Source organism: Idiomarina piscisalsi (assembly GCF_002211765.1).
GTDB lineage: Bacteria > Pseudomonadota > Gammaproteobacteria > Enterobacterales > Alteromonadaceae > Idiomarina > Idiomarina piscisalsi_A.
In genome coordinates, this window is sequence record NZ_CP022133.1 from 1,763,533 (window position 1) to 1,786,051 (window position 22,519).

The 22,519-nt window shown below is 47.2% G+C and carries 20 protein-coding genes; 6 read left to right on the top strand and 14 right to left on the bottom strand.

The genetic code is table 11. The annotated features are described in order from the left end of the window. The first annotated feature begins 85 nt into the window (after nucleotides 1-85). Nucleotides 86-1,789, top strand: a complete 1,704-nt coding sequence (locus tag CEW91_RS08545; RefSeq protein WP_088768567.1) for a GNAT family N-acyltransferase — start codon at nucleotides 86-88, stop codon at nucleotides 1,787-1,789. Here CEW91_RS08545 and CEW91_RS08550 read toward each other — a convergent pair. Together CEW91_RS08550 and CEW91_RS08555 are read right to left on the bottom strand one after the other, a co-directional pair. Further along, nucleotides 1,771-2,472 (bottom strand): UDP-2,3-diacylglucosamine diphosphatase, encoded by a 702-nt coding sequence (locus CEW91_RS08550; protein ID WP_088768568.1) that lies wholly within the window; start codon nucleotides 2,470-2,472, stop codon nucleotides 1,771-1,773. The genes CEW91_RS08545 and CEW91_RS08550 overlap by 19 nt on opposite strands. Before the next feature lie 2 nt (nucleotides 2,473-2,474). Further along, nucleotides 2,475-2,972 (bottom strand): peptidylprolyl isomerase, encoded by a 498-nt coding sequence (locus CEW91_RS08555; RefSeq protein ID WP_088768569.1) that lies wholly within the window; start codon nucleotides 2,970-2,972, stop codon nucleotides 2,475-2,477. A 116-nt stretch (nucleotides 2,973-3,088) separates the two neighbouring features. Between CEW91_RS08555 and cysS the strand changes: the two genes are divergently transcribed. After that, nucleotides 3,089-4,468, top strand: coding sequence for a cysteine--tRNA ligase (gene cysS, locus CEW91_RS08560; RefSeq protein WP_088768570.1), 1,380 nt, complete (start codon nucleotides 3,089-3,091; stop codon nucleotides 4,466-4,468). 21 nt (nucleotides 4,469-4,489) lie between these two features. After that, a complete protein-coding gene (locus CEW91_RS08565; protein ID WP_088768571.1) occupies nucleotides 4,490-6,034 on the top strand; it encodes a M17 family metallopeptidase in 1,545 nt (514 codons plus the stop codon). Nucleotides 6,035-6,111: 77 nt separating this feature from the next. On the opposite strand, the gene CEW91_RS08570 is transcribed toward CEW91_RS08565, so the two are convergent. Next, nucleotides 6,112-6,714, bottom strand: a complete 603-nt coding sequence (locus CEW91_RS08570) for a Yip1 family protein (protein WP_088769387.1) — start codon at nucleotides 6,712-6,714, stop codon at nucleotides 6,112-6,114. A gap of 197 nt (nucleotides 6,715-6,911) precedes the next feature. Here CEW91_RS08570 and miaE point away from each other — a divergent pair, with 197 nt between their 5' ends. Next, a complete protein-coding gene (miaE, locus tag CEW91_RS08575) occupies nucleotides 6,912-7,694 on the top strand; it encodes a tRNA isopentenyl-2-thiomethyl-A-37 hydroxylase MiaE (protein WP_088769388.1) in 783 nt (260 codons plus the stop codon). Nucleotides 7,695-7,712: 18 nt separating this feature from the next. On the opposite strand, the gene CEW91_RS08580 is transcribed toward miaE, so the two are convergent. The 3 genes from CEW91_RS08580 to CEW91_RS08590 all read right to left on the bottom strand — a co-directional run bounded on the left by CEW91_RS08580 (nucleotide 7,713) and on the right by CEW91_RS08590 (nucleotide 12,565). Further along, entirely contained in the window at nucleotides 7,713-8,996 is a 1,284-nt protein-coding gene (locus CEW91_RS08580) for a dicarboxylate/amino acid:cation symporter (protein ID WP_088768572.1), read from the bottom strand. A gap of 96 nt (nucleotides 8,997-9,092) precedes the next feature. Beyond that, nucleotides 9,093-10,091 (bottom strand): protease SohB, encoded by a 999-nt coding sequence (gene sohB, locus CEW91_RS08585; RefSeq protein ID WP_088769389.1) that lies wholly within the window; start codon nucleotides 10,089-10,091, stop codon nucleotides 9,093-9,095. Nucleotides 10,092-10,162: 71 nt separating this feature from the next. Continuing rightward, entirely contained in the window at nucleotides 10,163-12,565 is a 2,403-nt protein-coding gene (locus CEW91_RS08590) for a VolA/Pla-1 family phospholipase (protein ID WP_088768573.1), read from the bottom strand. Between the two features lie 186 nt (nucleotides 12,566-12,751). Here CEW91_RS08590 and CEW91_RS08595 point away from each other — a divergent pair, with 186 nt between their 5' ends. Next, nucleotides 12,752-13,504 (top strand): YciK family oxidoreductase, encoded by a 753-nt coding sequence (locus CEW91_RS08595; protein ID WP_088768574.1) that lies wholly within the window; start codon nucleotides 12,752-12,754, stop codon nucleotides 13,502-13,504. Between the two features lie 73 nt (nucleotides 13,505-13,577). Further along, complete coding sequence (locus tag CEW91_RS08600; RefSeq protein WP_232506945.1) at nucleotides 13,578-14,654, top strand: WD40/YVTN/BNR-like repeat-containing protein; 1,077 nt, start codon at nucleotides 13,578-13,580, stop codon at nucleotides 14,652-14,654. Here the strand turns inward: CEW91_RS08600 and CEW91_RS08605 are convergent. The 8 genes from CEW91_RS08605 to CEW91_RS08640 all read right to left on the bottom strand — a co-directional run bounded on the left by CEW91_RS08605 (nucleotide 14,605) and on the right by CEW91_RS08640 (nucleotide 22,518). Next, nucleotides 14,605-16,716, bottom strand: coding sequence for an aminotransferase class V-fold PLP-dependent enzyme (locus tag CEW91_RS08605; protein ID WP_088768575.1), 2,112 nt, complete (start codon nucleotides 16,714-16,716; stop codon nucleotides 14,605-14,607). The genes CEW91_RS08600 and CEW91_RS08605 overlap by 50 nt on opposite strands. 62 nt (nucleotides 16,717-16,778) lie before the next feature. Next, nucleotides 16,779-16,991: a (Na+)-NQR maturation NqrM gene (gene nqrM, locus CEW91_RS08610; protein ID WP_088768576.1), complete on the bottom strand. Its 213-nt coding sequence runs from the start codon at nucleotides 16,989-16,991 to the stop codon at nucleotides 16,779-16,781. 2 nt (nucleotides 16,992-16,993) lie between these two features. Further along, nucleotides 16,994-17,920, bottom strand: coding sequence for an FAD:protein FMN transferase (locus CEW91_RS08615; protein WP_232506946.1), 927 nt, complete (start codon nucleotides 17,918-17,920; stop codon nucleotides 16,994-16,996). A gap of 114 nt (nucleotides 17,921-18,034) precedes the next feature. After that, nucleotides 18,035-19,267: an NADH:ubiquinone reductase (Na(+)-transporting) subunit F gene (gene nqrF / locus CEW91_RS08620; protein WP_420038562.1), complete on the bottom strand. Its 1,233-nt coding sequence runs from the start codon at nucleotides 19,265-19,267 to the stop codon at nucleotides 18,035-18,037. A gap of 40 nt (nucleotides 19,268-19,307) precedes the next feature. After that, complete coding sequence (gene nqrE, locus CEW91_RS08625; protein ID WP_088768577.1) at nucleotides 19,308-19,916, bottom strand: NADH:ubiquinone reductase (Na(+)-transporting) subunit E; 609 nt, start codon at nucleotides 19,914-19,916, stop codon at nucleotides 19,308-19,310. 5 nt (nucleotides 19,917-19,921) lie between these two features. Next, nucleotides 19,922-20,554, bottom strand: a complete 633-nt coding sequence (locus CEW91_RS08630; RefSeq protein WP_088768578.1) for an NADH:ubiquinone reductase (Na(+)-transporting) subunit D — start codon at nucleotides 20,552-20,554, stop codon at nucleotides 19,922-19,924. Continuing rightward, nucleotides 20,547-21,323, bottom strand: coding sequence for a Na(+)-translocating NADH-quinone reductase subunit C (locus tag CEW91_RS08635; protein WP_088768579.1), 777 nt, complete (start codon nucleotides 21,321-21,323; stop codon nucleotides 20,547-20,549). Before CEW91_RS08635 ends, CEW91_RS08630 begins: the two co-directional genes overlap by 8 nt. Further along, nucleotides 21,316-22,518: an NADH:ubiquinone reductase (Na(+)-transporting) subunit B gene (locus CEW91_RS08640; RefSeq protein ID WP_088768580.1), complete on the bottom strand. Its 1,203-nt coding sequence runs from the start codon at nucleotides 22,516-22,518 to the stop codon at nucleotides 21,316-21,318. The genes CEW91_RS08635 and CEW91_RS08640 overlap by 8 nt, the downstream gene beginning before the upstream one ends. Nucleotide 22,519 lies beyond the last annotated feature (1 nt).

A 22,519-nucleotide genomic window follows, 5' to 3' on the forward strand; every position in this document is an offset into this window, starting at 1 on the left:
AGCTCCCTTTTCTTTTTAAGGTTCACAAAACTGTCACTCAAGCACCTTACAGTCAGGCTTACAAGTAAAACTTGGAGCTTGTACTATGTTATCGGTCGAACAGGTTGTTAATAAAAAACTCCCCAATTTAAAAAAGACACCATGGCTTGAAAAGTCAGCGACGTGGTTTTTACGCCACCTATTACATGAAAAAGATATCCAACAATTTGCCAACAGCCTATCACCGCTTGATGGCATCGATTTTGTTGAGCACGTACTGGATTATTTTCATTTCAACTACTCCTACTCAGCCAAAAATCTGGACAACATTCCAACCGCGGGTCGCCTGATCATTATCGCCAATCATCCTATCGGTTCGCTCGATGGGCTGGCACTTCTAAGATTAGTTAGCGAAGTGCGCGACGATGTCAAAATTGTGGCGAACGACTGGTTAACAGAGCTAGAGCCTCTCAAACCGATGTTACTGCCTGTTAATGTCTTTGGTGAAAAGCCACAACCCAGTGATCTCAGAAATATTCGGGAGTACCTGCATAGTGAAGGCTGCGTCATTATTTTTCCTGCTGGTGAGGTTTCTCGATTACGGCCTAACGGTATTAAGGATACACGCTGGGCGGCAGGCTTTCTGAAAATAGCTAAGTCAACACAAAGCGATATTCTGCCCATTCGTCTGAATGCTCATAATTCAGCCTGGTTTTACACTGCGTCTATGGTTTATAAGCCACTGGCAACCGCCTTGTTAGTGAAAGAAATGTTCCGGCAACAGAAAAAACAGGTTCATTGTGACATCGGGGAAAGAATTCCTCTCTCAGCTTTTAATCAGCCAACGATTAATTTAAACCAGCAAGTTAAGTTATTTAAAAAACACCTTTACCGGGTCGGCTCTACAAAGCCCACTATTTACCCCACCCAAACGGCTATTGCCCGGCCGGAGCCAAGGCAACCACTAAAGTCAGCCATTGAATCCTGCGAGCTTTTAGGCGAAACCCATTGTGGGAAAAAAATTTACCTATACGAATTTAGCGGAAGTTCTCCCATTCTAAGAGAAATAGGCCGTTTGCGGGAAGTTGCTTTTCGAACCGTTGGTGAGGGCACCTGGAACCGGCGCGATCTTGATGAATACGATACCTGGTACATGCATTTAATCTTGTGGGATCCGGACGATCTTGAAATTGCCGGAGCTTATCGTCTTGGCGACTGTCGGCAGATTATCCAAAGTAAAGGTTGTGACGGCTTATACACCAACAGCTTTTATCGCTTTGAAGAGGGTATGAAACTCATTTTCGAAGAAGGGCTAGAACTAGGGCGTTCTTTTGTCCAGCCTCGCTACTGGGGAAAACGCAGCTTAGAATACTTATGGGTTGGTATAGGCGCCCTACTTCGCAAGCATCCGCGTTATCGTTACTTATTTGGCTCGGTCAGTATCAGCAATGCACTGCCTAAAAATGCCCAGGCGGCTTTGGTTGATTTTTATTCAGCACACTTCCCACCGCTTAAGCCACTAGCAACAGCCAACATCCCTTATCAGTCAACTCAGGCGTCAACGACGCCCACGTTCTCTGGTTCCAACTATTCAGAAGAGTTCTCCCAGCTCAAAACCTACTTGGCCAATATCGGGGTTTCCATACCGACGATGTACAAGCAATACTCGGAATTATGTGAAAAAGGTGGGGTTCAGTTTTTGACCTTTGGTATTGACCCGGACTTTAATAACTCCATAGACGGTTTTGTTCTAGTGGATATACACAAACTTAAGGATAAAAAACGGAAACGCTATCTAGAAACTCGGTAGACACTGGCCTGGGTGTACCAGTCGCCTAACACAACACGTTTTGCCGGCGTGCCATCGTTAAGCTTAAAGCTGTGTATTGCAGGGCGGTGAGTATGCCCATGAATAAGTTCATTTACCTGGTGTTTTTCCATAACATCAAGCACGGCTGGGTGCTGAACATCCATTTGGTAAAGCTGCTCAGGCGTCAATTGCGGACGCTGGCTGTTTGAGTTTTGCCTTAGTTTATTGGCAATACGCATACGCCAGGCCAAAGGTAAGCTTCGTAACAAACCAGTCACTATCGGATTCTGAATGACGCGCCGATACCGCAAATAGCCTTTATCCAAAGTGCACAATGTGTCACCGTGCATCAATAAAACACGTTCGCCATAAAGGTTTATTACCGTTTCGTCCGGCAGTAACGTCATACCGGTTTCAGTGGCAAAACGCTCGCCAACCATAAAGTCTCTATTGCCCGCCATGAAATAGGTTTTTACACCCGAGTCACTGAGACGCTTAATTTGAGACTTTATTTGAAAAGCAAAATCACTGCTGTCGTCATCGCCAAGCCACGCATCGAATAAGTCGCCTAAAATATACAAGGCGTCTAAGTCTGTGCTGTGCGCACAGAAGTTTGCAAAGGCGTCCAGAATATCCGGACGCCCGGGACTTAAATGTAAGTCTGCGATAAACGCCGTTGTCATTGTTAGTCGTTAATAGACACTTTTTCGATAACCACGTCTTCAACAGGCACGTCCTGATGGAAACCTGCAGATCCCGTCTTCACATCTTTAATGGTGTTCACAACATCCATACCGTCTGTGACTTCTGCAAACACGCAATAGCCATAACCGTTTGGTGTTTCATTCTGGAAATTCAGGAAGTCGTTGTTGTTCACGTTAATGAAAAACTGCGAAGACGCTGAGTGAGGATCTGGCGTACGAGCCATCGCTACCGAGCCAACGACATTCGGTTTAGCCGTTGGCGCTTCGTTCTCAATATTGTCGCGCGTTTCTTTTTGTTTCATACCCGGCTCAAAACCACCGCCCTGCACCATGAAGTTACTGATCACACGGTGGAAAATGGTGCCGTCGTAAAAACCGTCACGAGCGTACTGCAAAAAGTTATCAACGGTTTTAGGAGCCGTATCTTCGTGCATTGCCAGAGTAATATCGCCAAAATTTGTGTGTAAAATGACCTGCATCTTTTCTACCTGTTTCCTGTAACAAACCAGCCGATAGTGTACCAGAGGCAAGGCATCGGTGGTATCATAGGCGCTTTATTTTCACTCGTAACGGCAGAGAATTAAGAGATTTCATTATGGCAATCACCCTTTTTAATACCCTGACACGCAAGAAAGAGTCATTCGAGCCTATTCAGCCGGGGCACGTTGGCATGTATGTCTGCGGGGTCACAACGTACGATTATTGCCATATTGGTCACGCCCGTACTTATGTTGCGTTTGATATTGTCGTGCGCTACTTGCGCAAGTTGGGTTACAGCGTTAGTTATGTCCGTAACATTACTGATCTGGACGATAAAATCATCAAGCGAGCAGCCGAGAACGGCGAAGACTTTCAGGCACTGACGTCACGCTTTATTGATGCCATGCATGAAGACTTCGACGCATTAAACTTGCTGCGCCCGGACATTGAACCCACAGTCACCGGACACATGGACGAGATTCTGACAATGATTCAGGATCTTATCGACAGTGGAAACGCCTACATAACCAACAGCGGCGACGTTTTGTTTGATGTGTCTACCTTTAAAAAGTACGGAAAACTCAGTCGACAGGACTTAGAACAACTGCAGTCTGGCGCTCGAGTCGATGTCGATGAAGAAAAAGACGACCCACTTGATTTTGTATTGTGGAAAGCGGCGAAAGCCGGTGAGCCGAGTTGGTCATCGCCCTGGGGTGAAGGCCGTCCTGGCTGGCACATTGAGTGCTCCGCCATGAACAAGAAGCATTTAGGCACCACTTTTGATATTCACGGTGGTGGTTCAGATTTGGCATTCCCACACCATGAAAACGAAATTGCGCAGAGCTGCTGCGCGAACCATTCAGACTATGTGAAATACTGGATGCACAGTGGCATGGTACAGGTTAATGACGAAAAAATGTCGAAGTCTTTAGGCAATTTCTTCACCATCCGCGAAGTATTAAAAGCCTATGATGCGGAAACTGTGCGCTACTTCTTACTGTCGAGCCACTATCGTTCACAGCTGAATTACACCGAAGAGAACTTAAACCAGGCGCACTCGGCTCTTGAGCGTTTGTATACCGCTTTACGGGATATCGAGCCGAAAGAAGCTTCAGATGATCTACGCAGCGGGTACTGGGAACAGTTCCAAAAGGCAATGGATGATGACTTTAATGCGCCGGAAGCGATGAGCGTGCTATTCGATATAGCCCGTGATATAAACCGTCATCGCGACTCCGACGCAGAAAAAGCGTCACAACTTGCGTATATTTTAAGAGAATTTTCAGACGTTATGGGGCTACTACAACGTGACCCCAACGAATTTCTTCAAGGCGACGATGACGACGTTGCCAAAATTGAAGCGCTTATCGCCAAGCGAAACAATGCACGTGCGGAGAAAAACTGGGCCGTAGCGGACGAAGCTCGCGATGAGCTTACCGCCATGGGTATTGAGCTAGAAGACGGCCCCGAAGGCACGCGCTGGCGTCGCGCTTAACCATTTAGAAATGAGGTATTTATGGCATTTCCAAAATTAGACGTAGTCAGCTCACTCGCTGACGCCTACTCAAAAGACGGTACTGATGCACTGATTGTTGTCGGTCACTTCGATATCGTTGACGACTCAGCGTTAGCGGAAAAAATTGCACAAGCAAAAACAACCGACCAACGCGTTGGTAGCGATGTATTATTGCTCCGGGCTGAAGGTGTTCCTGGCCAGCGCTTAGTAACAGCCCCAACAGGCCCGCTTAACCGAGACTTCGACGACGTTCGCCAAGTCTTCGATGCGGCACATAAAGCGGCAAAAATTGCCCAAGATGCCGGTGCTCGCCATCCGGTTATTGCATTAAATAATGTGGATATCAATGATACCCGCTACCAGCAGGCTTTCTTAGCCGCTTACTTAGGTGTCTGTCAGTCACTGTATCAGCCGTTGGAAGCTCGTGAAGCGCACGGCGAAGAGGCAATTGAGCCAACGCAAAACGTCACCTTAATAGGTGAGCTAGACGCTGACTGGGCCATGGCGGTTGAAGCCGGTAAGCGTGTTGCCCGTGACTTGGCGGGGACAGAGCCCGAGCGCATGGCACCACCACGCTTCGCGGAATACTGCCGCCAGGCATTCGCGCATACGCCGGTAAAAGTCAGTGTTATCGATGACACTCAGCAGTTACAGCACGAGTACCCACTGCTCGCCGCAGTGGGTCGTTCTTCTATGGCGGTTGAGCGACATCGCCCCTGTGTCATTCGTTTGGAGTACCACGGTAGCCAGCCAGAACGCACCGTTATGTTTGCGGGTAAAGGTATTGTCTATGACACCGGTGGTGCTGACTTAAAAACGGGTGGTCACATGGCCGGTATGAGCCGTGATAAAGGCGGTGCCGCTGGTGTTGCTGGCTTCATGAAAACCGTCGCTGAACTACAGCCAGAACACCTGAACGTTATTGCTGAAATTGGTGCGGTTCGAAACAGTATTGGCTCTGACGCTTTTGTCGCCGACGAAATTATTACCGGCCACAGCGGCAAACGTGTTCGTATCGGTAATACTGACGCTGAAGGCCGTTTGATAATGGCGGATTTGCTGTCTCACTTACGCGAAGAAGCAGCACAGGCAGACGGTGAGCACGAACTCTATACCGTCGCTACATTAACTGGGCATGCAGCGCTGGCCAAAGGTCCCTACAGTGCTTTAGTGCCGAATGGACATGCACGCCGCCAGAAGCTACCGGACGCTTTGTTTGCCGCAGGTGAAACCTACGGCGATCCAACGGAAATTTCCTGGTCACGCCGCGAAGACTTTGACTTTGTGAAAGGACGTACCTTGTGCGATGACTTGCTGTCTTCTAACAATGGTCCTTCAGCAACTACCCCGCGCGGACACCAATTCCCAATGGCATTTTTGGTCGGTGTGTCTGGTTTGGATAACCACGGTATTGATAGCTCGCGTCCGTTAAGTTACATCCACGTCGATATTGCCGGCAGCGGAGTAGAAGGCGGCGACTGGCAACACGGGAAGCCAACGGCAGCGCCAGTCACTTGCCTGGCAGGTCATTACCTTAAGAAGTAAACACCTGTCGCTTAAATACAAAAAAGCTCGGATACCATTACAGTCCGAGCTTTTTTATTGGTATTAAGCGACTTTAATTATCCGGACACAAACTCTGGCCCAAAGCCGTTTGTCCACAAGATAGCGGTTGTTACCATCAGCACCACCATAGCGATTAATCCGGCAGTCACAACTGAACTCGCGTATAAAAAGCCACGCTCTTCAGGAATGTGCATAATAACCGGCAGACCTGAATACAGCAGGTAAACCGAGTAGGCAACGCCGCCCAAGAAGACTAACGCCACAAACCACAACTCAGGGTACAATGCTGCAATACCCGACATGATAACCGGTGTTGCTGCATAAGCGGCAAGCTCCAGCGACTTGGTATAGCTAGGATCCGCCCCAAAGGTTTTCGCCATCCAGTAAATAAGATAGGCCAGTGCGAACGTTGCTGCGATAATACCAACGTACATTGCGACGGCAAGCATAACCGCACTATTCTCTGCAAGATAGATGGCCTCGCGTGCACCGACACTCCAACCAATCTTCGATGACGCATAAAATGCGGCAAGACATGGAAGAATAGCGACCAGTAATGTATGAGAGCATGAATACATAAAGCTTTCACGCTTACTGTCGATGGTTTTCCATTCTTGTACCGGGTGTGCGTACAAACCCCAAATGTGATTCAGTATCATAACTTCACCTTCCCCGTAATACGCGGTCATACCGCCCAATTCTTAAATACGTTATAATTATTAGATTCAGGTACTGCTGAAAAATTCACCCATGTGACTAATATTCAGCACTCAACTAACACTGTCAAGCATTTTTAATATAACTATAGTTCAGTTTTGTTAAAATTTTTAACCAATTTAACCGGGGAATGTCCGTTTTGAATACCGCTGTTGTGTCGCCCTATCTAACACTGCTTGAGCCCATTAATGATTTTCTAATATGTCCAACTCCTAAAGAGTGGATACGCGAAGCTGCGAAAACAGAGAATTTGCCCATCATCTTATTAGACCACCTCCACTGCGAGCTTAAAGCCGCTCAGAGTGCCGCTCTGCTGTTACGCCGGTACGCGGTATCAGAAAGTCATGGGCAGCTACTTCTTGACGCACTCCAGCCCTATGAGGATTTAGTTTACCGAGGCGTTGGCACGTTACATGATGTGCAAAAAAGCAAACAGCTCTCTCACGCCTTAAAAGCGGCTGAGTCACAGCCATTTGCCGATGACATTATTGAGCGAATGTCGCGCCTAATACGCGAAGAGCTGCATCACTTTCAACAAGTTTACGAAATTATGGAAACCCGGAACATTCCGTTGCAAAAGTTGACAGCATCCCGTTATGCCAAGCAGTTGCTACAAAAAGTCAGAACTTACGAACCTGAAGCCCTTATTGATAAACTGATTATTGGTGCACTTATTGAAGCACGTTCTTGTGAACGCTTTGCGGCTCTGGCCCCGCACTTAGATGAAGATATTGCGCGTTTTTATGTGTCTTTGCTTCGCTCAGAAGCTCGCCATTATCAAGACTATTTAGAGCTGGCACAAAAGCTAAGCGATACCGATATTAACGACAGAGTGAATCAGTTTAGGGCATGGGAAGCTGAATTGATTCGTTCAGAGGATAGTGAACTGCGCTTTCATTCGGGAGTACCGGCGTACGCTTAATGCGCACGCCGGCTTTACTTAAAGTTCTTCTAATTTCTTACCGGCATTCTCGTCATAGTAGACTTCTTCATCAAAGTCATTCTCTGAACGTGCCACGACCGTACTAACCATTGCATCGCCAGTGACATTGACCGCAGTCCGGGTCATATCAAGTAAACGATCAACACCGATTATTAAGCCAATACCTTCTACCGGCAGACCGACTTGCTGTAGCACCATTGCCAGCATAATTAAGCCAACACCCGGTACACCAGCGGTACCAACAGAGGCCAGAGTCGCCGTCATAATAACCATTAAATACTCAGCAATACCTAAGTCTAAACCGTAGACCTGAGCAATAAATACGGTCGCCACGCCTTGCATTATCGCAGTGCCATCCATGTTAATGGTGGCACCTAATGGCACAGTAAACGAACCAACGCTGTTACTGACACCTAAACGACGGGTAACCGTTTCCAGCGTAATTGGCATGGTGGCGTTACTGCTGGCGGTACTAAACCCGAATAACTGCGCGTCACGCATTTTCTTCAGGAAAATACCCGGTTTGACACGAGCCAGTACACGCATGAACAGCGGGTAGACAATAAGACCATGAGCAATCAGCACAAAGAGTACTAACAGGAAGTATTTGGCCAGGCTGCCTATCATTTCTACGCCAATTTCGGTGAATAGCTTCGCCATCAACGCAAATACGCCATAAGGAGCAACCGCCATCAGTATGACAACCAGCTTCATGATGACCGCATTTAAGTCGTCAAAAAAGCCTTTCAGACGCTCACCCGGTTTGCCGACAAGAGCCATAGAAATACCAAACAGCAGTGCAAATATAATAATTTGCAACATATTGCCCTCGGCCATGGCATTAATTGGGTTGTCAGGGAATAGGTTAATAATGACTTCGCTCACCGATGGCGCTTCATTAGCCTCAAATGTCGCTTCTGAAGAGCGCTCAATACCAGAGCCCGGCTGCACTAGCACTGCTGAGAATATCGCGAAGCTGATAGCGATAGCGGTCGTTATCATATACATGCCCACGGCCTTACCGCCTAAACGCCCTAACTTACTCGGGTCGCTCAGCGAGCAGGTTCCCACCACCAGTGACACAAACACTAATGGCACAACCAACATTTTCAGCGAGGTGATAAAGATTTGACCAACAACATCGAACAAGCCGTTGGTTAAATACAGTGACACCCAGGCGTTGTCGCCGGCCACGTAACGAATGATGGTACCGAGAATGATCCCAGCGACCATGCCAATAACAATGCGGCTTGTCAGGCTGAGTTTTTTCTTTTCGCTCATAAGCGTCCTTTATTATTCATTCTTAAAAACTGCGATAGACTACCAAAAAGTTGCCCGCTGCGCAGCTTGGTTATTGTAAGCGGTGTTTAATGGCGCTTATTGTGCGATGTCTGAACGCGTTAACGACGACTTCAACGTTTGAATGATCGTTGACAGACCTTTTGCAAAACGCTCACTCATTGGTTTACGAACCACATAATTAAGCTGCAGTACGCTGAACGCCTTGTGTTGTTCAAGTAGCCATGAGTCGCTCGTTGTTACCTCGTCGACAAGACCAAGCTCTTTTGCTTCCTGGCCTGACCACACTTCGCCCGTGGCAACTTTATCAATATCGAGTTCAGGGCGGTTCTCCTGCACGAATGTCTTAAATTGACGGTGAATGGCTTCTAAGTCTTGTTTAAACTTACGACGCCCTTCATCCGTATTCTCGCCAAATAACGTTAATGTGCGTTTATATTCACCCGCAGTAAGCTGTTCAAAATCGACATCATGCTTTTTCAGGAAGCGATGGAAGTTAGGTATTTGTGCTACCACACCAATAGAGCCAATAAATGCAAACGGCGCGGCTAACAGCTTGTGACCAACACACGCCATCATGTAACCGCCACTTGCCGCTACTTTATCTATGGCCACATTCAGTGTGAGGCCATGCGCTTTAATCCGCTGTAACTGCGCTGCCGCCAAACCATAGCCATTGACAACTCCGCCACCGCTTTCTAAACGCACGAGAACTTCGTCTTTGTCGGTTGCTAACTGTAAGATAGCGTTCACTTCCTGACGCAAGTTATCCACTTCTTTAGCGTCCATGCTGCCTTTAAAGTCCAGTACAAAAAGACGCTGCTTTTTGTCATCTGCTGGCTTTTTCTTTTTCAACGCCTTCATCGCCTTCTTGCGAGCTTTTTTATCCATTAGCTCTAGCTTAAGTTGCTCACTCAAGTCCTTAAGCTCTTTCGACAAGTCAGTGACCTGCAGGTCGCCCTTACTCTTCTTTTGCTTCTGAGCCGCTTGTGCCAGCAGACCAACAATAAAGCCTACAGCGATAACAATAATGGCCGCCTTCAACAAAAACGAACCAATATCTATCAGAAACTCCATATACTTCTCCCATACGAAAAAGGCCAGCATAACTGCCGGCCTTTGAATAACGAGTTTTCAATAACCTGAGGTTATTGTACCAAATCTGGATTGCTGATTGTTATTTGCATCATGTCTGAAGCAAACCAGAAGGCAATTTGTTGTTGCATCTCAGCAGTAACTGCCGCAGAAGGTCCTGCGTCAACCAATGATCCGTGCTCTGCATCGCCACCAAAACGAACGATGCCACTTACCGGTGTACCATCCGCCGATGTGGTCGTTTCCGAGATACCCTCTAAACCGAGCAACGCAGCCAGAGGTTCTGTGCCTGCAAGCGGTTTGTTCTCTACAGCATTAGGGATAACCGAATCACCGATGGCTTCAATCATGAATACCGGCGTTTCTGAAGCGACGACATCACTTGCGTAGTTAACCGGGTCACCCGAATCAACAACAGTTTGTGCTGCAAATGCAAACTGTTCAAAAGTCGCAGTGATTTGAGCCACTTGCTCAGCAGACGCTTGCTCCATGAAGCCAGCATAGAACTCCTCGAGCGTTGCACCACCAGCAATTGCTTGGTCAGCGGCTGCTTTAAAATCAGCATTCGATGAGTAAAGCAGGCTTGCTTTTACTGTCGGACCAAAACGTTCAGAGGCTAGCAGGAAGTTCGCTAAGCTACCACCGGGCATGCCTAAGCTAGAGGCCTGAACGCTAAACATACCGTCAAGCGCTGATAATGGGCTGTCTTCGCCAAATGACGTGTTAGCCAGCGCGGTGAAACCGGTACCCGCGATAGCACCTAAGGAATGACCAATAAAGTGCACATCCGTGCCATCAATTTGCTCACCATCGGCAGCCATGAAGTTATTTAAGCTTACACGCAAGGCAACCAAGTCAGTAATTGACTGACGCAGGTTATCGCGAGTAGTAAGCAAGCTGCTCAGATTCATATACGTAGTGGCATTTGCTGACCCTGTTGCTGTAATGTCGAGCTCACCGTCTGCGTCAATATCAAAGCCACGTTCACCATGCAATGGATGGTCAATTGCTACGGTTGCATAACCAGCAACAGCTAACGTGCCCGCGATTGCGGCCGCGTTATTTTTTGAGCCAGTGATACCATGTTGGAAGATGATGACAGGCCAGCCATCAGCTGGTTGGCTTAACGCAGGCAAACCTCGTTGACTTCTTACCGCATTAGCTGTAGCTAAATCAGGAATAGTGACAAATGCATTCACCGTTTCCGTATCCTGAACTTCCGGCACCGGGTTGTATTTAGTTAAATGACGCTCATCGTCAACACCCGGTAAATCAATACCATTCTCTGAAGCGATGCACGCCTCTACTATAGTGCGAATGACCCCCGCTTTATCGGCTGCGATAGCGTCTTGAGTAATACCCAAACCTAAAGCACCCTCTGGGATTTGGCCACTTTCAATGCCACCAACGATGGTAACAGGACTATCACACTTAGCCGTCCAGCGCCCCGTTACCGGCGCGGTTGGATTTTCCGCATTTGGTACAGGCAAGTAGTAAGGAATATCAACCTGACCGCCGTAAACTTTAGCTGAGCTAGCAACCGCCAAGGTAGTTGGGTCGGTAATGCCCGCCCCAGACAAAACGACATCTAAAGTATAGCCCTGCGGCGCAGCTTGCATGACTGGCGGAGCACCCGCCGCAATTTTCTGACCTAATAAAGTTTTCGTCATGCCCAGCACATCACCTACCGACTGAGTGGTAAAGTTTGAGCTATAAATGACGTCTTCAGGGTCTACACCGAACTGTGCTAAAGCACCTTCGTAGCTGTTAATCAGTGCCTGTAAACTTTGCGCTGAAGGGTCATCTGAAGCCGGTGCTTCACTAACAGGCTCTTTCATTAGTGTGTAGGTCTGTGATGCTTTAACACGACGACCTAAAGAATCCTGAATATTATCCGTTAAAACGACCAAATAGCCTGTAGCTGACGCTAAAGGACGAAGTGGTACAACGGCTAAACTCCCTTCACCTGTTGCTTTAACGGTAAAGTCTGTGCCGTGTTGTAACTCTTCGGTCACCGCACAAACAGCCGCTGGGTTAGCTGCGGCACAACCTTCAGAAACAGGTGTTCCGCCTTGTACCGTTTTGAATACTCGAACTGCTCCCTGAGCTTCGACACTGGCAGGATCGACCGACACCTGCTCACCATTTTGGTCAACAGGAAGCGAGAAATTAAATGCCAGAGTTGAGTGCGTTCCCCAACCGTCTAAACCGTTAATAGCGACCTGCGGGTTAGCTGTATCACTTGGGTCAGCGACCGGAATATTCAAAGTGCCATCCACACTGCCGCTTAACAAAATATTTGTCGGTGCTGGTATTTCACCATTCGATGGGTCAAATACAACGCGTGTTGCAGCGACATTCACTTCGTTTTCCGTAATAGGTGCTTCGTCACCGCTTCCGCAACCTACAAGGCTCAGAGCCGAACCGATTGCCAATGGGAGTAGTAATTTCTTCATGAGGTATCCCCAATCCTTTTTTATGTTTTGTTATTCTGTACCTTCTCTTAACGAAATTTATACACCTGTATCAAATAAGATTAAAGGCTTTTTAACGATTTTTCGTTCGTTTGCTGAGAAGTTATTCGAATATCGTTACAATAGCCTACTCACCCGACCACAGTCCAATGGTATTAGAAAACAGCTATGAAAATTAAAACCGTACACGATTACAAAGCGACACCGGACCTTCTGAAAGACAAAGTTATTTTAGTCACAGGTGCTGGCGACGGCATTGGTAAAGAGGCCGCAATAACCTTCGCTAAACACGGTGCGACCGTCATACTATTAGGTCGCACTGTCGAGAAACTCGAAGCCGTCTATGATGCCATTGTTGAAGCGGAGTATCCGCAGCCGGCTATCATTCCTCTGGATTTAAAAGGTGCTACCCCTTCTCACTACCGTGATATGGCGGCAACTATTCAAGACCAATTCGGTCAACTCGACGGTGTTCTGCATAACGCTGGCTTGCTTGGTATTTTGTCGCCATTTACCCACATAGAAAAAGACAGCTGGGACGAAATAATGCAAGTGAATGTCACTGGCCAATTCGCCATGACTCAGGCGCTTATTCCTGTCATGGAGAAAGCGCCAAGCGCTTCTTTAGTATTCACATCGTCAGGTGTCGGACGCAAAGGCCGTGCATACTGGGGCACGTATTCTGTCAGTAAATTTGCCACTGAGGGTATGGCACAAGTAATAGCAGACGAATACGAGGGCACAAAACTACGCACGAACGTGATTAACCCTGGTGCAACGCGCACTAGCATGCGTTCAAAAGCTTACCCGGCAGAAGATCCTAAACGCCTGAAAACACCTGCTGACATTATGCCAACGTACCTTTATTTAATGAGTGATGACAGCAAGCACGACAATGGCATTTGCTTTGACGCACAGTAAGTCGCTTTGATGTAGCTCTGGGTTCATTACGCGTGCTACACTCGCTAGCAACTGTTAATAACGGGTTATAACCATGGCGATGACGAAGCTAATACGAAACGCATGCTGCGCCGCGGCATTATTGAGCGGAGCTTCAACTTTTGGCTCCGCAGCCGCACCGCCAGAGCTCGAGGTACTCGACACAATAAAGAATCAGCTATGGATTGGCATAAGCCCAGTCAGCCGAAATACCATTTGGGTTGCCGGTGAAAACGGAACCGTTGCTCGCTCAACCGATGCCGGGAAAAGCTGGCAGTACTTCCAACCGGGGCCGGCAGACCTTCAGTTTCGTGATATCGAGGCCATTGATGATCGCCGCGCTTATGCCATGAGTGTTGGAAAAGGCGGCCAGTCTCGCATTTATTACACCGAGAATGGTGGCAACAGTTGGCGTTTACGTTATCGCGGTGAAGGTGATTCTTTCTTCAATTGTATGGCTTTAGCTCCGAGCGGTGAGGCTTGGGTTCACGGCGATAGTGTCGGTGACGAATGGCGCATGGTAAGAAGTGCCGATGGCCGCAATTGGATGCAAGTACGGTCTGCTGTTGCTGAGCCGCCACAATCGAACGAGGGTGGCTTTGCCTCCAGCGGCAGCTGCGCACGTTTTAACAACGACACCTGGATGATAGCAACCGGTAATGCCGACAAAGCGCGGGTATTAGTTAAAGGCTCTTTCGGCATTCGTTTTAAAGTTATTGACTCTCCGATGCAGGCAGGTCCTATGGCGGGCATTACCAGCGTTTGGCCTGACGATGAAGACAACTTTTATATTGCCGGCGGCTCACTGAGTGAAGAAAGCGACGAACAAGAGGCTCCACGCTTGTGGCGCTATTCCAACGAAGAGTTCAAGGCTTTACCTGAGGCTCCTCTTAGCGGTGCGCTATACAGCCTCAGTAAAGTGTCTCACGACGGTGACTGGTTACTGACCTCAAACCCGCAAGGTGCGGCCGCGCTAAATATTGCTTCCGGTCAATGGCATCCATTATCTGATAAAAACATCTGGAACATACAATGCCACGGGAATATCAGCTGCTGGTTTGTCGGCAAAGACGGTTTTATCGCTAGACTGCTTTGGCAGCCGGCGAGCTCAAAAGAGCCAACCCTCCCATAAGGTGACGCGTTCGTTTGAAGCCATGGCGCTGTAAAACATTAGCAACAACAGCGCTCCGGTTTCCCGAACGACAAACACAGATAATGTCCCGGTCTTTTAACTCCTGGTGGTCATGAATGAACTGTATGGCTTCTGTGACAGGGACATTAACGACCTCTGCCGAGCACGGGATATCCGATACCACATGTTCCTGACGCTCTCTTACATCTATCACAACCAGGTCATCCCGACACCAAAACTCATCCGTTTCACCTATTGGTATGTTGACGTCGGCACCAGGGTCACAATCCCCCATCGTTTCACATAACGAGTAAACAAGGTGATGTTCGGGATCTTCTTTCGGGCAAACGAGCGCATTGACAGAGACTAAACTCTGATAGCTATTAAGCGGTGCACTTCCTGAAAAAACGAAATCGGTTTTCACCTCGCTTTTTAAACGAGCAGGCTCACTCAGAACAAAAACAGGTTGCTCACCAGCTAACCGAAACAGACGCCTTTCACCTACTTTAATGCAACCATCAATATCGGCCTGAGCTTCAACCGGAACGGCATCGCAATTGCGTTCTTTGACACCAGGCCAACCAAACACATCGTGTGTTTTCGCATCTAGCCTTAAAATTCCTCTTAGTAGCTTTGCCGCTTCAGAAATCTCTGAACCTGAATCGGTACTTAAAACCGTTTTTACCTTGTAGCCACGGCAATTAACAATATTCTCTATACGAGCAGACAGTGCGGGGTGTGGGTCAATCACAGCAAGCTCTTTCGCCAGTTTGTCGATCACTAAATAGCAACAATGCGTGTCGTACTTCAGTTGAACGACGCCATCTAAAGCCGCATCATTGTCATTATTGGTATCTGCTATCAGTAAACATGAGTGTTTTAGTGCATCCCCTGCTTGCCGAATACGGTAACAAGCTTCATCAATATCTTGTTGCGACGTAGCAGGACCAAACGACATTCGAATCGCGGATTCACTTTGCCAACCATCGAGTCCCATCGCTCTTAGCACAAAGCTACCAACGACTTTGGAGCTGCATGCCGATCCCCCGCTCACCCGAATACCACATGCATCAAAAACATCCATAATGTCTCTTGAGGCGACACCTCGCACTGAAAAATTCAGCGTTGTTGGTACACTGAGTTCAAAGCTATGATTAAACACCAGTGTCGGAAATGCGGCTTTTAGACTTTCAGATAGCTGTCGACGGTACTCTTTCAACCTTTGGTCGGAATGCAGTATCTCATTTTCGGTAATAAGTAACTCAAACAGCGCATTCAACGCGGCAATACCAGGTAAGTTTTCCGTGCCGGAGCGTTGCCCGGACTCTTGCCCTCCGCCAATAAGCAAGGGGGTGAAAGGTGCTTTTTCACGAACAGCCATGAAGCCTATGCCTTTGGGTCCGTAGAGCTTGTGACCTGAGAACGGCGCATAATCTATCGACGTATCATCCAGTGAAAATTGCAATTTTCCTAACGCTTGCACACAATCAACCATCCACGGTATTGATGCGTTGTGCGTCCTAATCGTGCGTTCCAACGCGTTCAGGTCTTGGATAACCCCAGTTTCGTTATTCACAGCCATTGTACATATCATAGCGGCATCGCTGACATGTCTTGCTATAAAATCGAGATCGAAACGGCCGTCTCTGTCTACTGGAATCGCTTTCAATTCAGCATGCAAGCCCAACAGTTCATTCCAGTGTTCCAGTGCTTGTGGAACCGCTTTGTGTTCCGTTGCTCCATACAGTAAGTATTTAGCGCTGGGACGCGTTTTCATGGCGTGCGCAATAGCCGATACAACCGCGGTTTGAATACCTTCAGTGGCTCCGCTGGTAAATATGAGTCGTCCACGTGCCAAACCGACGACTTCCCGCGCCATTTGTCGTGTGGTATCTAGAATGTAACGAGCTTTGAGGCCGGTAATATGGCTACTGGATGGGTTTCCGAACACCGTTTCCATGGTGTGTGAAACGGCTTCAGCAATTTGAGGGAGAACCGGTGTTGTGGCGTTACAATCGAGATATAACTCGTTACCGTTAGTCTGGATATCTATCGGTTTCATTTCTCCCCCATTCGCATCTACAACAAAAAGTTATATCGTTATAACCTTTATGGGGTTTTTGATCAATTAATCTGATTCTCTTTCCACTGCTGCTCTTTTTTCATACGAGCTTTACGCTTATCGCAAGGTTCATCGCAATCGCAAGCTTTGTCCATGCCCAGTGAACTAATGCCACCACAACTACCTGAAATAGATTTGCGTTGCACCATATAACCTATGGCCATTGCCAAAACAACTAAAACAAATAAGGCAAATACCATTAAAAAGGTTTGCATGATTACTCCTGTTTATTGCTCACTAATAAGGGCTTAAACCATTTGCTGGCATATTCTTCAAAACCCTCATCAGTTTTAGAAATCAACATAACTGCGAGTTGATTCTCTTCAGCAAACGCTTTTGCTTTTTCAGTTCCCATCACGAGCAAAGCGGTCGCATATGCATCTGCTGACATTGTATCGTCCGCATAGACCGAAACAGAAACCAAGTTATGCTGTATTGGCTTACCTGTTTCAGGGTCAATAATATGTGAGTATCGACGCCCTTCTTCTTCAAAATAGTTTCGATAATCACCGGAAGTCGCTAACGCGCCTTCTTTAAATTCGACAATTTCCTGGACAGCTCGTTCCGTAGAAATAGGCTTTTCAATCGCCAATTTCCAGTTTGCGTCAGCGGGCTTACCCCCCTTCGCTAAAATTTCACCGCCAATTTCAATGAGGTATTGATTAATCCCCAACTGCTCCATTAAGTTTCCAACTTTATCAACGCCATACCCCTTTGCTATCGTTGATAAATCGACATACATTTCGGGGTGGGATTTGATCAATTGATGGTTACTGACACTCAGTTTCTCAAAGCCAACTTTTTCAGAAATAACGGACAGCTCTTCAGCTGTTGGCTGTTGTTCGGGTTTGGCATTAGGCCCAAAGCCCCACAAGTTAACTAATGGCCCTACGGTTATATCGAGTGCGCCGTCTGTCTGGCGAGCGATTTCCAGCGCTCGGCTAACCACTCTTTCTAAATCACGACTAATAACAACCGGGCTCGTACTTGATAGCTGATTGAACTGTGACAATTCAGAGTTTGGATCGTAAGTCGACATTTGGGCGTTGACGCGCTCTAACACGGTATCGACTTTCGTTTGAATCTTGTCCGCTGAATGTCGCGGATCTTTACTAAATAGGACAACACTGTAGGTTGTTCCCATTGTTTCGCCCCTAAACTCAATACGCTCCGGCGCATCTAAGCAAGAGACTAAAAAGGCTAGCCCTATAAGAGCTAGCCATAATTTTACAATCGATAATTTCGACAGCATCACCAATTAACCACCGAAGTCATCTAACATAATGTTTTCATCTTCAACACCGAGATCTTTCAACATGTTAATACATGCTGCGTTCATAACCGGCGGTCCACACATGTAAAACTCACAGTCTTCTGGAGCTTCGTGATCTTTCAGATAACGCTCGAATAAAACGTTATGAATGAAGCCTGTGTCACCATCCCAGTTGTCTTCTGGTTGTGGGTCAGACAAGGCAACATGCCATTCGAAGTTATCATTCTCCTCTTGCAGCATGTCGAAGTCTTCAACATAGAACATCTCACGCAGTGAACGTGCGCCGTACCAGAACGTGATTTTACGGTCAGTGTTTAGACGACGTAACTGGTCAAAGATGTGCGAACGCATTGGCGCCATCCCTGCACCGCCACCAATGAAGACCATTTCAGCTTCAGTTTCTTTAGCGAAGAACTCACCAAATGGACCAGAAATAGTCACTTCATCACCTGGTTTAAGGCTGAAGATATAAGATGACATTTTACCCGCCGGCAAGCTCAAGTCGTTCGGTGGCGGTGTTGCACAACGAACGTTCAGCATAATAATGCCTTTTTCTTCTGGGTAGTTTGCCATTGAATATGCGCGAACAACTTCTTCGTCAACTTTAGATTCAACGTCCAAGAAACCAAAGCGTTCCCAGTCACCACGATACTCTGGTGCAATATCAAAGTCTTTGTACTTAACATGATGCGGTGGAGCTTCAATTTGAATGTAACCACCAGCGCGGAAAGGCACTTCTTCACCTTCCGGTAACTGCACAACGAACTCTTTGATAAAGGTTGCCACGTTATCGTTTGACTTAACGGTACAATCCCACTTTTTAATACCGAAAATTTCTTCCGGCAGTTCAATTTTCATGTCTTGTTTAACGTTGACCTGACAAGACAGACGCACACCTTCACGTGCTTCACGCTTAGTAATATGGTCAAGTTCGGTTGGCAGAATATCACCGCCACCTTCTTTAATAGTGACTCGGCACTGACCACAAGAGCCACCGCCGCCACAGGCCGAAGATACAAAGATGCCCGCGTTTGCCAATGCGCCTAACAGTTTAGTGCCTGGCTGCGTTACGATCTTCTTCTCTTCGTCTTCGTTAATCAGGATTTCTACATCGCCCTGCGGTACCAACTTTGATTTGGCGAACATGATGATCGCTACCAAAATCAGTACGATGATGGTAAACATCCCTACACCGAGCGCTATCAGAGTAATATCCATCGATTCGTACCTTTAACGTTTACTGATTCAACACACTGGATTAAAGAGATACGCCGGAGAACGACATAAAGCCTAAACCAATCAAACCTACTGACATGAAGGTTGCGCCTAATCCACGCAAACCATCAGGTACATCGGCATATTTGAGTTTTTCACGCACAGCAGCAAGCGCAACAATCGCTAAACACCAACCAACGCCGCTGCCAATACCATAAACCACTGACTCACCAAAGTTGTAGTCACGCTCAACCATGAACGAGACACCACCGAAGATGGCACAGTTAACGGTAATTAGCGGTAGGAAAATACCCAACGCGTTATATAAAGCCGGCACGTATTTGTCCAAGGTCATTTCCAGAATTTGAACCAATGCCGCAATAACACCGATAAAGGTTAAGAAACGCAGGAAGCTTAGATCAGCATCTGGAAAACCCGCCCAATCCAATGCACCCGGCGCCAGTATGTTGTGATAGATAATATTGTTTACCGGTACCGAAATACCTAGCACAACAATAACGGCAACACCCAGACCAAAGGCCGTTTTAACTTTCTTAGAAACCGCAAGAAACGTACACATTCCTAAGAAGAAAGACAGTGCCAGGTTTTCGATAAAAATCGCTCGAATAAACAAGTTGATATACTGTTCCATGGCTCTTACTCCTTAGGTTCGACTTGTTCTGTACGGAAAGTACGAAGTACCCAAATGAATCCGCCAATAATGAAGAACGCACTTGGTGGCATTAGCAGCAAACCTACCGGCTCGTACCAGCCGCCTTCTGATACTAAAGGCAAAATCTGAACGTCGAACAAGCTACCCGAACCGAACAGCTCGCGAACAAAGCCTACAACCAACAGTACTATTGAGTAACCTAACCCGTTACCAATGCCGTCCAGCAATGACATGAACGGTGTGCTCTTCATTGCATAAGCTTCCGCACGACCCATGACGATACAGTTGGTGATAATAAGACCAACGAATACCGACAGCTCACGAGAAATTTCATAAGCATAGGCGCGCAGAACCTGGTCAACCACAATAACCAGACTCGCAATAATAGTCATTTGAACAATAATCCGAACACTTGAAGGAATATGGTTACGGATAATTGAAATAAAGAAGTTAGATGCAGCAACAACCGCTGTTAGTGCAATGCACATAACTAGGGTATTGGTCATTTTTGACGTTACCGCCAACGCCGAGCAGACACCCAGTATCTGCAACGCGATGGGGTTATTCGCGAAGATTGGCCCGAACAGTACGGACTTCATTTCTTTTGCACTAGCCATTGGTCAACTCCCCTTTGCGAAGTTTTTCAAGTAACGGACCGTAAGCTTTGTCACCCATCCAAAAGTCGATAAGTGCGTCAACACCGTTACTGGTTAAGGTTGCGCCTGACAACGCATCAACTTCGTGCTCGCCAGAAGCCCCGCCTTTAACCAAGTCAAACTTCACTTTTCCGTCGTCGCCGAAAATCTCTTTACCTTCCCAGGTTTTAACCCAACTTGGATTAGTAATTTCACCACCCAGTCCAGGAGTCTCGGCATGTTCATAAAAATTAACGCCGCGTACCGTGTTTAAATCATCTTCCAAAGAGATTAAACCGTACATAGTGCCCCACAGTCCTTGCCCGCGGATATGTAAAACAGCGCCGTTACGTTGACCATTCTCATCCATGACTAAGTAAACTTCGGTCATGTTTTCCATGGTACCTAAACCAGCGATATCTTCACTTTTATCAAGCTTTGTGCTGGTTTCCGGGTCGCCGGCGGCTTTACGGTTATCAAACTCTTTTGGGTCCTTGTCTTGTAAAACTTGATAGTCTTTAAGACTGACAACCAATGCGTTAATACGCTCGTCGTAGACCGAAGGAATGTCCATACCTTCTTCTAAAATACCCGCAGCATTTAAGATATTGCGTTGCATTGCGAGTGCGGCGTTTTTCTCTTGCATTGGCTTAAGCGCTACCGCTGAGCCTGCTACTAAGATCGAGCACACCAAACACAGCGCCAGCACTACACCTATTGTTTTGCCTAAGCTTTCATTCTTATTAGACATTGCGTGCTAACCTCCGTTTAATGTTTGCCTGTGCTACAAAGTAGTCAAACAGCGGTGCAAAAACGTTCGCGAACAAGATAGCCAGCATAATACCTTCCGGGAATGCCGGGTTAATGACACGAATCATCACCGTCATGAAACCAATTAACAGACCGTAGGCGAATTTACCTTTGTTCGTGAATGACGCGGACACCGGATCGGTTGCCATAAACATCATTGCAAAGGCGAAACCACCCAATACTAAGTGCCAGTACCAAGGCATTGCGAACATTGGGTTGGTATCACTACCAATAAGGTTGAGCAAACCTGAGAACAACACCATACCCACAAAGACACCAGCAACGATACGCCACGATGCAATGCGGAAGTAAATAAGGGCTAAACCACCGATAAGAATCATCAGTGTTGAAACTTCACCGACAGAGCCCTGAATGTTGCCTAAGAACGCATCCCACCAAAGCGCCGTGTCACCATAATTTAGATTACCTAACGCTGCAGCACCCAAGTTGGTTGCACCAGAGAAACCGTCTACGGCTGTCCATATAGAGTCGCCTGACATGCTTGCCGGGTAGGCAAAGTATAAAAATGCACGACCGGTTAATGCTGGGTTCAGGAAGTTACGTCCGGTACCACCGAAGATTTCCTTACCGATAACCACACCAAAGGTGATACCCAGAGCCACCTGCCATAACGGCGTTGTGGCTGGCAGAATTAATGAGAATAGTACTGAAGTAACGAAGAAACCTTCGTTAACTTCGTGCTTACGAATGGTCGCAAACAGAACTTCCCAGAAACCACCAAAAATAAAGGTTACCGCATAAATAGGCAGGTACCAGCAGGCGCCATACCACATTTTGGTTCCCCAACCAGCGTCAGCGCCAAACTCACCACCAAATAAGTGGAACAGGCCGACCTGCCATGCGTCAGATAACGCATAGCCGTCCGCCAATGCGATAGCGGCCTGGTTACCAACGTTGTACATTCCCCAGAACATAGCTGGGAATGTCATCATCCACACCAAAATCATGATGCGCTTCAAGTCAATGCGATCACGCACGTGTGTACTCGACTTAGTCACTGTACCCGGCGTGTATAAAATTGTGGCTACTGCTTCGTAAAGCGCATACCACTTCTCGTATTTGCCGCCTTTCTCAAACTGCGGCTCAATACGTTCAAGAGTATCTTTCAAGCTCATG